This window comes from Intestinimonas massiliensis (ex Afouda et al. 2020) (assembly GCF_900626285.1).
Lineage (GTDB): Bacteria > Bacillota > Clostridia > Oscillospirales > Oscillospiraceae > Flavonifractor > Flavonifractor massiliensis_A.
In genome coordinates this window covers 1,658,283-1,672,165 of sequence record NZ_LR131147.1, presented here as the reverse complement: position 1 = coordinate 1,672,165, position 13,883 = coordinate 1,658,283, and the positions used below count along the sequence as shown (strand labels likewise).

Annotated in this window: 14 protein-coding genes and 1 riboswitch; all 14 genes read left to right on the top strand. The window is 67.7% G+C overall.

Annotation, left to right across the window (positions count from 1 at the left end; translation table 11 throughout):
• Positions 1-7: 7 nt before the first annotated feature.
• The 14 genes from cobD to hemL all read left to right on the top strand — a co-directional run bounded on the left by cobD (position 8) and on the right by hemL (position 13,807).
• The gene (gene cobD, locus E0E41_RS08430) at positions 8-1,060 is read left to right on the top strand and encodes a threonine-phosphate decarboxylase CobD (RefSeq protein ID WP_130869526.1); all 1,053 of its coding nucleotides are present in this window, start codon (positions 8-10) and stop codon (positions 1,058-1,060) included.
• Positions 1,060-2,556, top strand: coding sequence for a cobyric acid synthase (locus E0E41_RS08425; RefSeq protein ID WP_130869525.1), 1,497 nt, complete (start codon positions 1,060-1,062; stop codon positions 2,554-2,556). Before cobD ends, E0E41_RS08425 begins: the two co-directional genes overlap by 1 nt.
• 1 nt (position 2,557) lies before the next feature.
• Positions 2,558-3,205 carry a precorrin-8X methylmutase gene (locus E0E41_RS08420; RefSeq protein WP_130869524.1) on the top strand — a complete coding sequence of 216 codons (648 nt, stop codon included), beginning with the start codon at positions 2,558-2,560 and terminating at the stop codon, positions 3,203-3,205.
• Between the two features lie 5 nt (positions 3,206-3,210).
• Positions 3,211-3,993 carry a sirohydrochlorin cobaltochelatase gene (locus tag E0E41_RS08415; protein WP_165450528.1) on the top strand — a complete coding sequence of 261 codons (783 nt, stop codon included), beginning with the start codon at positions 3,211-3,213 and terminating at the stop codon, positions 3,991-3,993.
• Positions 3,969-4,162, top strand: a riboswitch (cobalamin riboswitch). Its footprint overlaps the gene before it by 25 nt.
• A gap of 33 nt (positions 4,163-4,195) precedes the next feature.
• Entirely contained in the window at positions 4,196-4,915 is a 720-nt protein-coding gene (locus E0E41_RS08410; RefSeq protein ID WP_130869523.1) for an energy-coupling factor ABC transporter permease, read from the top strand.
• 12 nt (positions 4,916-4,927) lie between these two features.
• Positions 4,928-5,218 carry an energy-coupling factor ABC transporter substrate-binding protein gene (locus E0E41_RS08405; protein ID WP_130869522.1) on the top strand — a complete coding sequence of 97 codons (291 nt, stop codon included), beginning with the start codon at positions 4,928-4,930 and terminating at the stop codon, positions 5,216-5,218.
• Positions 5,219-5,220: 2 nt separating this feature from the next.
• Positions 5,221-6,000 carry a cobalt ECF transporter T component CbiQ gene (cbiQ, locus tag E0E41_RS08400; RefSeq protein ID WP_130869521.1) on the top strand — a complete coding sequence of 260 codons (780 nt, stop codon included), beginning with the start codon at positions 5,221-5,223 and terminating at the stop codon, positions 5,998-6,000.
• Entirely contained in the window at positions 5,997-6,851 is an 855-nt protein-coding gene (locus E0E41_RS08395) for an ATP-binding cassette domain-containing protein (RefSeq protein WP_130869520.1), read from the top strand. Before cbiQ ends, E0E41_RS08395 begins: the two co-directional genes overlap by 4 nt.
• Positions 6,848-7,543: a precorrin-2 C(20)-methyltransferase gene (gene cobI, locus E0E41_RS08390; protein WP_130869519.1), complete on the top strand. Its 696-nt coding sequence runs from the start codon at positions 6,848-6,850 to the stop codon at positions 7,541-7,543. The genes E0E41_RS08395 and cobI overlap by 4 nt, the downstream gene beginning before the upstream one ends.
• Positions 7,540-9,186: an NAD(P)-dependent oxidoreductase gene (locus tag E0E41_RS08385; RefSeq protein ID WP_242623736.1), complete on the top strand. Its 1,647-nt coding sequence runs from the start codon at positions 7,540-7,542 to the stop codon at positions 9,184-9,186. Before cobI ends, E0E41_RS08385 begins: the two co-directional genes overlap by 4 nt.
• On the top strand, positions 9,183-10,073 hold the full coding sequence (gene hemC, locus E0E41_RS08380; protein WP_130869518.1) for a hydroxymethylbilane synthase: 891 nt from the start codon (positions 9,183-9,185) through the stop codon (positions 10,071-10,073). Before E0E41_RS08385 ends, hemC begins: the two co-directional genes overlap by 4 nt.
• The gene (gene cobA / locus E0E41_RS08375) at positions 10,058-11,542 is read left to right on the top strand and encodes a uroporphyrinogen-III C-methyltransferase (protein WP_130869517.1); all 1,485 of its coding nucleotides are present in this window, start codon (positions 10,058-10,060) and stop codon (positions 11,540-11,542) included. Before hemC ends, cobA begins: the two co-directional genes overlap by 16 nt.
• 1 nt (position 11,543) lies before the next feature.
• Positions 11,544-12,527 carry a porphobilinogen synthase gene (gene hemB / locus E0E41_RS08370; protein ID WP_130869516.1) on the top strand — a complete coding sequence of 328 codons (984 nt, stop codon included), beginning with the start codon at positions 11,544-11,546 and terminating at the stop codon, positions 12,525-12,527.
• A complete protein-coding gene (gene hemL, locus E0E41_RS08365) occupies positions 12,527-13,807 on the top strand; it encodes a glutamate-1-semialdehyde 2,1-aminomutase (protein ID WP_130869515.1) in 1,281 nt (426 codons plus the stop codon). Before hemB ends, hemL begins: the two co-directional genes overlap by 1 nt.
• Positions 13,808-13,883: the final 76 nt, after the last annotated feature.

Below are 13,883 nucleotides of genomic sequence, written 5' to 3'. Positions count from 1 at the left end.
ACAAACCATGGCTGAATACACCCACGGCGGGGACCTGCTCACCGCCCGGAGCCGTTACGGCGGCGCGGTGCTGGACTTTTCCACCAATTTGAATCCGTTGGGGATGCCGCCGGAGGCGGCTCGGGCCGCCGCCGGGGCCGACGGCTCCGCCTACCCTGACGCCCTGTGCCGGGTGCTGCGGCAGGCCATCGCCGCCCACGACGGGGTGGAGGAGGAGCAGGTGATCTGCGGCAACGGGGCCGCCGATCTCATCTTCCGGCTGGCCTTCGCCCTCCAGCCCCGGCGTGCCCTGCTGCCCGCCCCCACCTTTTCCGAGTATGAGGGGGCCCTGAAGTGCGTAGGCTGTCAGGTGGAGCGGTACGCCCTGGACCGCGCCCAAAGCTTTGACCTGGACAGAAGGTTCCTGGCTGGGATAGCCTCCGGGGTGGAGCTGGTGTTCCTCTGCACCCCCAACAACCCCACCGGACGGCTCGTTTCCACCGACCTGCTGGTGGGAATTTCCCGGCAGTGCAAGGCGGTGGGCGCTGTCCTGGTGGTGGATGAGTGCTTCCTCCCCCTGGCCGACGGCGGCGGGGCGGGGCTGGCCCCATACCTGGCGGAGTTCCCCAATCTGTTCCTGCTGCGGGCCTTTACCAAGAGCTACGCCATGGCCGGCCTGCGGCTGGGCTACGGCCTGTCGGCGGACGCCGGATTGCTGGAGCGGCTGAGCAAATTTGCCCAGCCCTGGTCCGTGTCCGCCCCCGCCCAGGCGGCAGGGGCGGCCGCCTTCACCCGCTGCCCCCACTGGCCGGAACAGGCCCGGGCTTTGGTGGCCCGGGAGCGGCCCGTCCTGGCGGCGGGGCTGACTGAGCTGGGGTGCGCCGTGGTGCCCTCCCAGGCCAACTATCTGCTGTTCCGCCTGAAAAACGTCACAGATCTGAAGGAAAAACTGCTCCAAAAGGGCATTTTGATCCGCTCCTGCGCCAACTACCACAACCTGGGCCCCGACTGGTACCGGGTGTGCGTCAAGGGCGGGGAAGAAAACCGGCGGCTGCTGGCCGCCCTGAAAGGGGTGCTGTAATGGCAAAGGCGATCATGCTCCAGGGCACCGCCTCCAACGCGGGCAAGTCCCTGCTGGCGGCAGGCCTGTGCCGCATCTTCAAGCAGGACGGCTACAGGGTGGCCCCCTTCAAGTCCCAGAACATGGCCCTCAACTCCGCCATCACCCCCGACGGGCTGGAGATGGGCCGGGCCCAGGTGGTGCAGGCCGAGGCCGCCGGGGTGGCCCCCGACGCCCGGATGAACCCCATCCTGCTCAAGCCCACCAGCAACGTGGGCTCCCAGGTGATCGTGGGCGGCGTGCCCCGGGGCACCATGCCGGCGGGGGAGTACTTCCACTACCGCAAGACCCTCATACCCGAGGTGATGGCCGCCTATGAATCCCTGGCGGCGGAGTACGACATCATCGTCATTGAGGGGGCGGGCAGCCCGGCGGAGATCAACCTGAAACAGGACGACATCGTCAACATGGGCATGGCCAAGCGGGCCAACGCCCCGGTGCTGCTGTGCGGCGATATCGACCGGGGGGGCGTGTTCGCCTCCCTCTACGGCACGGTGAAGCTGCTGGAGCCCGATGAGCAGGACCTGATCCGCGGCTTAATTATCAACAAATTCCGGGGCGATGTGGAAATCCTCCGCCCCGGCCTGGGTCAGCTGGAGGAATTGACCGGCAAGCCGGTGCTGGGCGTGGTGCCCATGCTGGACGTAGACGTGGACGACGAGGATTCCCTGTCCAGCCGCCTGTCCGCCACCGGCAAGGTGGGTCTGGTGGATATCGCGGTGATCCGCCTGCCCCGGCTGTCCAACTTCACCGACTTCAACCCCCTGGAGCGGATGGAGGAGGTCACCCTCCGGTACGTGGGGAGCGTGAAGGAGCTGGGGAACCCGGACCTGGTGATTCTCCCCGGCACCAAGAACACCATGGACGACCTGCGGTGGCTGCGGCAGAGCGGCCTGGAGGGCGCCATCCTCAAGCACGCCGCCAGGGGCGGCGCGGTGGTGGGCATCTGCGGCGGCTATCAGATGCTGGGGGACACCGTCTCCGACCCGGACGGGGTGGAGAGCGGCGGCACCCTGAAGGGTCTGGGCCTGCTGCCCGCCGAGACCGTCTTCCAGGGGGAAAAGACCCGCACCCGGGTGACCGGCACCTTCAAGGCTCCGACCGGCATCTTTGCGGAGATGGCCGGCGTGCCCTTCGAGGGGTACGAGATCCACATGGGCCGCACGGCCAGCGCCGCCGCCCCTCTGGTGGCCTTCACCACCCAGACCGGGGAGGAGCGGACCGACGGCCTCACCGCCGGAAACGTGTGGGGCTGCTACGTCCACGGCATCTTCGACAAGGCCGAGTGCGCCGCCGCCCTGGTGAACTGCCTGCTGAAGGCCAAGGGCCTGGACCGGCAGGCGGCCAGCGTGGACTGGCAGGCCTATGCCCAGCTCCAGTATGACAAGCTGGCGGAGGGCCTGCGCTCCAGCCTGGATATGAAACAGATCTACCGGATTCTGAACGGGGAGATATAATATGAAAAAGATCCAATTACAGCGGGTGGCCCCCGCCGACATTGAGGCCCGGAGCATGGAGATCATCGGCCGGGAGCTGGGTGACCGGGTGTTTCCCGCCGACCAGCTGCCCATCATCAAGCGGGCCATCCACACCAGCGCCGACTTTGACTACGCCGACAACCTGGTGTTTTCCACCGGCGCGGTGGAAAAAGGCGTGGCCGCCATCAAGAGCGGCTGCACCATCGTCACCGACACCCAGATGGCCTTCTCCGGCGTCAATAAGCGGGTGCTGGAGAAGTTCGGCGGCAAAGCGGTGTGCTTCATGTCCGACCCGGACGTGGCGGCTGAGGCCAGGGCCCGGGGGGAGACCCGTGCCACCGTGTCCATGGAGCGGGCGGCGGCGCTGGAGGGTCCCATCATCCTGGCCATCGGCAACGCCCCCACCGCCCTGGTGCGGGCCTGCGAGCTGATCGGGGAGGGCAAGATGAACCCCGCCCTGGTGATCGGCGTGCCGGTGGGCTTTGTGAACGTGGTGGAGAGCAAGGAGCTGCTGCTCACCATGGACACCCCCCACATCGTGGCCCGGGGCCGCAAGGGAGGCAGCAACGTGGCCGCCGCCATCTGCAACGCCCTGCTCTATCAGGCCAGCAACAACGAACGGGAGTGAACGGTATGGAACAAAAAGCCCTTCTGGCGGTGTCCTTCGGCACCAGCTATGCCGATACGCTGGAGAAAAACATCGCCGCCATTGAGGCCGACCTGGCCGCCGCCTTCCCGGAGCGCACCCTCCGCCGGGCCTTTACCAGCGGCATGATCCTGCGCCGGTGGAAAAAGGAGCGGGGGGTGGAGATCGACGACGTGCCCGCCGCCCTGGAGCGGCTGGAGCGGGAGGGCTACACCGACGTTCTGGTCCAGCCCACCCACGTGATGAACGGGGAGGAGTACCACAAGCTGGCCGCCCAGGCGGAGGAGTACCGGGACCGGTTTGACCGGCTGACGGTGGGGGTGCCCCTGCTGACGGCGGCGGAGGACTACCTGGACCTGGGAAAAGCCCTGATGGAAATCCTGCCCCCCAGAAGCGAGGACCGGGCGGTGATCTACATGGGCCACGGCTCGGAGCACCAGGCCAACTCCGCCTACGCCCTGATGGAGTACGCCTTCCACGACCTGGGGCGGAGGGATATCATCGTGGGCACTGTGGAGGGCTATCCCGACTTTGCCGCCGTCCTGCGGCGGCTGAAGGAGCGGCGGTTGGTAAAAGAAGTGGAACTGCGGCCCCTGATGACGGTGGCCGGGGACCACGCCAAAAACGACCTGGCCGGGGACGAGGATGATTCCTGGAAGAACGTCCTGGAGGGGCTGGGTTACCGGGTGAACTGTGTCCTCACCGGCCTGGGAGAGTATCCCCAGGTGCGGGCCCTGTTTGTGGAACACGCCAGACAGGCCCAGGCGTAAGCCTGTTTTAGATAGAGGGCCGGGAAAAGGGAAGTCGGGTGGAATTCCCGCGCAGTCCCGCTGCCGTAAGAGAAGAGCCGCCGCGCACCATGTCACTGGGGAGACCCGGGAAGACGCGGGGCGGCAGAGAAGCTCAAGCCGGAAGACCTGCCCGGTCCGGCAATCCAACCACCTACGAGTGATAGGAAAGGATGAAACGACTATGAGACGATCCAAACTGAACCGAATCCTCCTGACGGGAGGGGTGCTGGCGGCTCTGGCGGGCCTGCTCACCGTGAACGCCGGGGCCATGCACATCGCCGAGGGCTATCTGCCGGTGAACTGGTGCCTGCTGTGGGGAGCCGTGTGTATCCCCTTCGTGGTGGCGGGCTTCTTCTCCATCAGGAAGCGTATCGACCAGGCCCCCAAGGCCAAGATCCTGCTGGCCATGTGCGGCGCCTTCGCCTTCGTGCTCTCCGCCCTGAAGATCCCCTCCTTCAGCGGCTCCTGCTCCCACCCCACCGGCGTGGGCCTGGGCGCCATCCTGTTCGGGCCCCTGACCATGGCGGTGCTGGGCCTCATCGTGCTGCTGTTCCAGGCCCTGCTGCTGGCCCACGGCGGTGTCACCACCCTGGGAGCCAACACCTTCTCCATGGCTATCGCCGGGCCCATTCTGTCCTGGCTGCTCTACAAGCTGCTGCGGAAGGTCAACGCGCCGGTGTCCGTGGCGGTGTTCGCCGCCGCCGCCCTGGGGGACCTGTTCACCTACGTGGTCACCTCCCTCCAGCTGGGCATCGTCAACGGCGGCACGGTGAAATTCCTCACCATCTTCGCCGTCACCCAGGTGCCTCTCGCCATCGCCGAGGGCCTGCTCACCGTGGTGATCTTCAACGTGCTGGAGAAGTACAGCAAGGCCCAGCTCCAGGAGCTGCGGGTGCTGTAAGGAGGGCTGGATATGAAAGTCTGGCAGAAAAATCTGATTCTGATCATCCTGGTCATCGTCATCGCCGCCGTGCCCCTGTGGCTGTTGCCCAACGCCGAGTTCGGCGGGGCGGACGGAGAGGCGGAGGAGGCCATTACGGAGCTGAACCCCGACTACGAGCCCTGGTTCGAGCCCATTCTGGAGCCCGCCAGCGGCGAGGTGGAGTCCCTGCTCTTCGCCCTCCAGGCCGCCATCGGCGCGGGCATCGTGGGCTTCGTGCTGGGCCGGGTGACCAAATCCGATAAAAACAAGGGAGAGAAGTGACCATGGGCACCGACCGCTACGCCTATCAGTCCCGGCTCCGCCGGGTGTCCCCCCTGCCCAAGCTGGCGCTGGCGGCGGCGGCTCTGGTGATCTGCCTGTGCTGCAACAGCGTCTGGGTGGGGGTGGCCACGGTGGCGGTGATGGGGGTGCTCATCACCGCCCTGGGTGGCCTGCCGGTCAGGGTCTATCTCCACTTTTTAAAAGTCCCCCTGGCCTTCCTGGTCATCGGCGGGATCACCATTCTCATCCACAGCTACCCGGCGGGGACGGCGGTGGTGGCCGCCCTCCCCGTGGGGGAGCGGCTGTGGGGCTTTACCGCTGAGGATCTGTACCAGGCGGCCCGGCTGTTCTGCAAGGCCCTGGGTGCGGTAGGGTGCATGTATTTTCTGTCCCTCAACACCCCCATCACCGACCTGACCATGGCCCTGGAGAGGCTCCACGTGCCCAAGCTGCTGGTGGAGCTGATGGAGCTGATCTACCGCTTCATCTTCGTGCTGGCCGAGACGGCCGACCACATCCGCCTGGCCCAGGAATCCAGGCTGGGCTATCAGGGCTTCCGCCGGTCGGTGAATTCCCTGGGCGCCCTGTCCTCCATGGTGTTCCTCCGGGCCTGGCGGAAGGCCCAGAACATCTATACCGCCCTGGAGGCCCGGGGCTACACCGGCAGCCTCACCACCCTGGCGGGGGATTACACCCCCGGCCTGTGGCTGCTCCCCCTGACGGCGGGGGTGGCGGGGGTTCAGCTGCTGGTGCTGTATTTGGAAAGGATGGCGGTGGGATGAACCCTGCGATCGAGACAAAAGACCTGTGCTACGCCTATGAGGACGGCACCGCCGCCCTGGACCACATCACCCTGTCCGCCGGTCGGGGCAGCATCACCGGCATTCTTGGGGCCAACGGGGCGGGCAAGTCCACCCTGTTCCTCAACCTGAACGGGGTGTTCACCCCCAAGAGCGGCCAGGTGCTGCTGGACGGCCAGCCCGTCCGGTACGACCGGAAGGGCCTGACCGCTCTGCGGCGGCGGGTGGGCATCGTGTTCCAGGACCCGGACGACCAGCTCTTCTCCGCCGATGTGTACCGGGACGTGTCCTTCGGCGGGGTGAACCTGGGCCTGGAGCCGGAGGAGGTCCGCCGAAGGGTGGAAGCGGCCCTGGAGCGCACCGGCACGTCTCAGCTGCGGGACCGGCCCACCCACGCCCTGTCCTACGGCCAGAAGAAGCGGGTGGCTATCGCCGGGGTGCTGGTGATGGAGCCGGAGGTGCTCATTCTGGATGAGCCCACCGCCGGGCTGGACCCCCAGGGGGTCAGCGAGATCATGCGCCTGCTGGTCCAATTGCGGGACGGCCTGGGCATGACCATTCTGATTGCCACACACGACATGGATATCGTCCCCCTCTACTGCGACTACGCCTACCTGCTGGGAGGCGGCAGGGTGCTGCTGGAGGGCACGCCGGACGATCTGTTTGCCAACCCGGAGGCCCTCCGGGCCAATCATCTGCGCCTGCCCCGCATCGCCCATCTGATGGAGGTGCTGCGGCAGGCCGACGGGCTGGACACCCACGGCACCGCCGCCACCATCGGGGCGGCCCGGCGGGAGATTTTACGCCTGCTCAAGGAGGAAGAAAAGGTATGAATCAGGGGAAACTCTACGGGGTGGGGATGGGTCCCGGCGACCCGGAGCTGCTCACCAAGAAGGCCGAGCGCATCATCCGCCAGTGTCCGGTGCTGGCGGTGCCCGACGCGGGCCGGGGGGAAAAGACCGCCCTGGCTATCGCCGGGGACCTGACGGAGGGGAAGCAGCTGCTGTACTGCGCCGCCCCCATGATCCGGGACGAAGCCGCCCTGGACGCCGCCTATGAACAAAACGCCGACCTGGTGTGTGCCCAGCTGGACCAGGGGAAGGACGTGGCCTTCCTCACCCTGGGAGACCCCACGGTGTACTCCACCTACCTCTACCTCCACCGGAAGGTGGCGGCCAGAGGGTACGAGGCGGAGATCATTCCCGGCGTGCCCTCCTTCTGCGCTGTGGCCGCCCGACTGGGTATGGCCCTGTGCGAGAAATCCGAGCGGCTGCTCATCGTCCCCGCCTCCCACAGGGACATGTCCGACTGCCTGGATCTGGACGCCAACCTGGTGTTCATGAAGGCGGGCAAGGAGATCGGGGCGCTGAAGAACACCCTGGAGGAGCACGGCCTGCTGAGCCGGGCCTCCATGGTGGCCAACTGCGGCATGGAGGGGGAGCTGGTGTGCCCCAGCTTTGCCGACCTGCCCGAGAGCACCGGCTACTTCTCGGTGGTGCTGGTGAAAAAGGAGGAACAGGCGTGAATCTGATCATGGCCGGCCTGGACTGGCACAAGGCCCCCATCGACCTGCGGGAGGAGCTGTCCTTCACCCGGGGCCAGGTGGTGGAGCTGGACCGCAGGCTGTGGAAGGATCCGCGGATCGAGGGGTGCGCCCTGCTGTCCACCTGCAACCGCACCGAGCTCTACCTGTCCTGCACCAACGGGGCGGAGCTGGACGCCGGGGCCCTGCTGTGCGCCGCCGCCGGGGTGGACTACGCTCCGTTCCGGGAGGCCTTTACCGCCTGTAAGGGCTGGGAGGCCGCCCGCCGCCTGATGGAGGTGGCCGGAGGGCTCCGCTCCCAGATCTGGGGGGAGGATCAGATCGTCACCCAGGTGAAGGGGGCCATCCAGACCGCCCGGGAGGCGGGCACGGCGGACAGCGTGCTGGAGACCCTGTTCCGCAACGCCGCCGCCGCCGGGAAAGAGATGAAGAGCAAGGTGCGCCTCACCGGGGTGCCCCGCTCCGCCGCCCAGAGCGGGGTGGAGAAGCTGGCCGCCCATCTGGGCGGCCTTTTGGGGAAAAAGGCCCTGGTCATCGGCAACGGGGAGATGGGGCGGCTGGCCGCCGACCTGCTCCATGCCGCCGGGTGCGCCGTTACAATTACCCTGCGCAGCTACCACCACGGCCAGACCGTGGTGCCCGCCGGATGCGCCGTCACCCCCTATGAGAAGCGGTACGACGCCATGGAGGGGATGGACCTGGTGCTCTCCGCCACCACCAGCCCCCACTATACCGTGGCGGCCTATGAGCTGGCCGAGCTGGCCCGGCCCCCCAAGGTGCTGGTGGATCTGGCCATCCCCCGGGACATCGAGCCCGGGGTGGGGGAGCTGCCCGGCTTCACCCTCTACAACGTGGACGACCTGGGGGTGGAGGTGTGCCGGGATATCCCCCCGGAGGCGGAGGAGATTCTGCAAAAGTACCTGTCCCAGCAGGAGCAGTGGGAGAACTACCGCTCCTGCCTGCCCGGGCTGGAGCGGGTGAAGCAGGCGGTGACCGCCCGGGTGCTGTCCACCGACCTGGACGGCCCCGAGGCCCGGGACCTGGTGGAGCTGGCGGTGAGCCGGGCGGTGGATCTGCTGTCCGGCGGGCTGAAGGAGAGCCTGACCCCCGAGGACCTGGAGCGGGCCGCCCAGAAGATCGAGGTACACACCGCCGCCCGTCCCCGTTGGAGCCAGCCCAGCGAAAAGCCCTTCCGGTTCCCCCTGTTCGTGGAGCTGGCGGGGAAGAAGGCCGTCATCGTAGGGGGCGGGGCGGTGGCCTGCCGCCGGGCGGGGGTTTTGGCCCGCTTCGGGGCGGAGGTGGTGCTCATCGCCCCCCGGTGCAGGAGCCTGCCCCAGGGGGTCAAATGGCTCCAGCGGCCCTATGCCCCCGGCGACCTGGCCGGGGCGGAGCTGGCGGTGAGCGCCACCGACGACCGGGCGGTCAACCACGCGGTGGGGGAGGAGGCCCGTGCTCTGGGCATCCCCGTCAGCGTGGCCGACGCCCCGGACGAGTGCACCTTCTTCTTCCCGGCCATCTGCACCGGGGACAACATCGTGGCGGGGGTAGAGGGCCGGGGCGACGACCACGCCCGCACCGCCCGGGCCGCCAAGGCCATCCGGACCGTACTGGAGGGATTGGAATGAAAACCATACGGGTGGGCAGCCGGGAGAGTAAGCTGGCTGTCATCCAGTCGGAGCTGGTGATGGACGCCATCCGGGCCAGCCACCCGGATATCGCCCTGGAGCTGGTGACCATGAAAACCACCGGCGACAAGATCCTGGACCGCACCCTGGACAAGATCGGCGGCAAGGGCCTCTTTGTGAAGGAGCTGGACGCCGCCCTGCTGGACGGCCGGGCGGACCTGACCGTACATAGCTGCAAGGACCTGCCTATGGACGTGGACCCCAGGATCCCTCTGGCGGGCTTCTCCAAGCGGGAGGACCCCCGGGACGTGCTGGTGCTGCCCCAGGGTGCTGCCGAGCTGGATCACACCAAGCCCATCGGCTGCGCCTCCGCCCGGCGGGCGGTGCAGCTGAAAGAGCTGTTCCCCGGCGTGGACATCGCCCCGGTGCGGGGCAACGTGCTGACCCGCCTGCGGAAGCTGGACGAGGGAGGGTATTCCGCCCTGGTGCTGGCCGCCGCCGGCCTGAAACGGCTGGGGCTGGAAAACCGGATCACCCGGTACTTTACCGTGGACGAGATGATCCCCGCCGCCGGTCAGGGCATTCTGGCCATCCAGAGCCGGGCGGGGGAGGATCTGAGCTATCTCAGCCATGTGGTGGATGAGGAGGGGACCCTGTGCGCCTCCGCCGAGCGGGCCTTTGTCCGCCGGCTGGACGGGGGCTGCTCCTCCCCCATCGCCGCCCACGCCCGGATCAAGAATGAGGAAATTTCCATCACGGGCCTGTACGTGGACGAGGCGGGGCGTGTGCTCCGCCGCACCGTCACCGGCCCCAGGGACCGGGGCGAGGCGCTGGCCATCGCCCTGGCGGATGAGATGAAAGGAGGGGTTTCATGCCCGGAAAAGTGACGCTGGTGGGTGCGGGACCGGGAGACCCCGGCCTGCTGACCCGGAAGGGGCTGGAGGCCCTCCGGAAGGCGGAGGTGGTGGTGTACGACCGGCTGGTGAGCCCCGCCATCCTGGCCCTCATGCCCGAGACGGCCGAACAGATCAACGTGGGCAAGCAGGCGTCCCGCCATCCCGTGCCCCAGGATCAGATCAACCGGATCCTGCTGGACAAGGCCCTGGAGGGGAAGAACGTGGTGCGCCTGAAAGGGGGCGACCCCTTCCTGTTCGGCCGTGGGGGCGAGGAGCTGGAGCTGCTGGCCGCCCACGGGGTCCCCTTTGAGGAGGTGCCCGGCATCACCTCCGCCATCGCCGCCCCCGCCTACGGGGGCATCCCGGTGACCCACCGGGACTGCTGCTCCTCCCTCCACATCGTCACCGGCCACCAGCGGGCGGGGAAGGAGCTGGACATCGACTTTGAGGCCTTGGTGCGCACCCGCGGCACCCTGGTCTTTCTGATGGGGGTATCCGCCCTGCCCAATATCTGCGCCGGACTGCTGAAAGCGGGCATGGACCCGGCCACCCCCGCCGCCGTGGTGGAGCGTGGCACCACCCCCGCCCAGCGGCGGATCAGCTCTACCCTGGCGGCTCTGCCGGAGACGGCGGAAGCGGCCCAGGTGGTCAGCCCCGCCGTCATCGTGGTGGGGGGCGTGTGCGCCCTGGCGGAGGATTTTGACTGGTTCGACAACCTGCCCCTGAAGGGGAAAACGGTGGTGGTCACCCGCCCCAAGGAGCGTATGGGTACCCTGTCCGCCCGTCTGAGGGCCCTGGGTGCGGAGGTGTGGGAGTATCCCTGCATCGCCACCGTGCCGCTGGACCCCTGCCCGGCCCTGGACGGGGCCATGGGGCGGCTTTCCGACTATGAGTGGCTGGCCCTCACCAGCCCCGCCGGGGTGGATACCCTGTGGCGGTGGCTGGAGGCCAACGGCAGGGACGCCCGGGCCCTGGGGACGGTCAAACTGGCCGCCATCGGCCCCGGCACCAACCGGGAGCTGGCCAAGCACGGCCTGAAGGCCGACTACGTGCCGGAGGTGTACGACGCCGCCCACCTGGGAGAAGGTCTCCCCGCCGCGGGAAAGGTGCTCATCCTCCGGGCGGAGGGGGGCTCCCCCGCCTTGACAGAGGGGCTGGCGGAGCGTAACATTGCTTATGACGACATTGCCACCTACCGCACGGTGTATGAAAATCCCCGGTCCCAGGACCTGCGGGCGCTGGTGGAAGGGGAGGATGTGACCCTGGTCACCTTCACCTCCGCCTCCACCGTGAAGGGCTTCGTGTCCTCCGTGGGGGAGGACGCCGATTTCTCCCGGATGGTAGGCATGTGTATCGGAGCGCAGACCGCCACGGAGGCGGAGCAGTATGGAATTCCCGTGAAAATTGCCAAAGCGGCCACCATGGACGCCCTGACAGATTTAATTGTAGAAGGTGTTTGATATGGAACTGATCCAACGGCCCCGCCGCCTGCGGGGCAATGACGCGGTGCGCCGCCTGTGCCGGGAGACCCGCATGTCCCCCGACAGCCTGATCTACCCCATCTTCGTGGACGAGACCCTGAAAGGGGTCCGGCCCATTGAGGCCCTGCCGGGGCAGAACCACTACGGCATCGACAGCGTGAATCTGGCGGTGGAGGAGTGCCTGGCCGCCGGAGTGCATCACTGCATCCTGTTCGGCCTGCCCGCCACGAAAGACGCGGTGGGCTCCTCCGCCTGGGACCAGCACGGGGTGGTGCAGGAGGCCATCCGGGCCATTAAGGCAAAGCACCCCGACTTCTACGTCATCACCGACGTGTGCATGTGCGAGTACACCGACCACGGCCACTGCGGTATCCTCCGGGGCCATGAGGTGGACAACGACAAGACCCTGGAGGTGCTGTCCAGGACCGCCCTGTCCCACGTCCAGGCCGGGGCCGACATGGTGGCCCCCTCCGACATGATGGACGGCCGGGTGGCCGCCATCCGGGCCACCCTGGACGAGCACGGCTATGAGACTGTGCCCATCATGGCCTACTCCGCCAAGTACGCCTCCGCCTTCTACGGCCCCTTCCGCTCCGCGGCGGGCTCCGCCCCCTCCTTCGGGGACCGGAAGGGCTACCAGATGGACCCCCACAACCGCAAGGAGGCCCTGAAGGAGTGCGCCCTGGACATCGAGGAGGGGGCAGACATCATCATGGTCAAGCCCGCCCTCAGCTACCTGGACGTGATCCGGGAGTGCTCCGACGCCTACGACCTGCCCATGTGCGCCTACCAGGTGTCCGGCGAGTACGCCATGATCAAGGCCACCGCCGCCGCCGGGCTCATCGACGAGTACCGCATCATGTGCGAGACCGCCGTCTCCATCTTCCGGGCGGGAGCCAATATGCTCATCACCTACTACGCCAAGGAGCTGGCGGATGCCATCCGGAAGGGGGATATCGGCTGATGGGACGCTCGGAGGAACTGTTTGAGCAGGCCGTCAAGGTGCTGCCCGGCGGGGTCAACTCCCCGGTGCGGGCCTACCGGGCGGTGGGCATGGCCCCCCGCTTCATCACAAAAGCCGACGGCCCCTTCATCTGGGACGAGGACGGAGAGCGGTACATCGACTACGTCTGCTCCTGGGGCCCCATGATCCTGGGCCACAACCACCCCGTCATCCGGGAGGCGGTGGAGAAGGCCGTGAAGGACGGCCTGTCCTTCGGCGCCCCCACCCGCCGGGAGGTGGAGATCGCCCAGCTGATGGTGGACCTGGTGCCCAATATCGAGATGGTGCGGATGGTCAACTCCGGCACCGAGGCCGTCATGTCCGCCGTCCGGCTGGCCCGTGGGGCCACCGGCCGGGACAAGATCATCAAATTCGAGGGCTGCTACCACGGCCACTCCGACTGCCTGCTGGTGAACGCCGGGTCCTCCGCCCTGGCGGGAGGCCACCCCTCCTCCGCCGGCGTGCCGGAGGATATCGTGAAGCACACCCTCACCGCCCAGTTCAACGACCTCTCCTCCGTGGAGGAGCTGCTGGACGCCTGGCCCGGCCAGATCGCCTGCATCATCGTGGAGCCGGTGGCCGCCAACATGGGAGTGGTGAACCCCGCCCCCGGGTTCCTGGAGGGACTGCGGAAGCTGTGCGACAAGAGCGGCGCCCTGCTGATCTTTGACGAGGTCATCACCGGCTTCCGGCTGGCCCTGGGGGGCGCCCAGGAATACTTCGGCGTCAAGGCCGACCTGGTGACCTTCGGCAAGATCATCGGCGGCGGCATGCCGGTGGGCGCCTACTGCGGCAGCCGGGCCCTCATGGAGCAGGTGGCCCCCTGCGGTCCCGTCTATCAGGCGGGCACCCTCAGCGGCAACCCGGTGGCCATGGCCGCCGGTCTGGCCCAGCTGCGCTATCTGAAGGACCACCCGGAGATCTATCCCGACATCGCCGCCAAGGCCAAATGGCTGGCGGAGGGGCTCCGCGCCGCCGCGGCGGAGGCCCGCATTCCGGTGGCGGTGAACCAGATCGGCTCCCTGTTGGCCCCCTTCTTCACCCCCACCGAAGTGACCACCTTCGTGGACGCCAAGGGCAGCGACGTGGGCCGGTACGCCAAATACTTCCAGGGCATGCTCCGCCACGGCGTGGCCCTGGCCCCCGCCCAGTTCGAGGCCATGTTCGTCTCGGAGGCCCATGGCCAGGCGGAACTGGAGGCCACCCTGGAGGCCGCCAGGGCAGTATTCCCCACCCTGTAACCAGACCCCAAACGGGGCCGCGCAAGCGGCCCCGTTTTTGTTGCGGCAGAGGGTGGAGTGTGCTACACTGAAGATG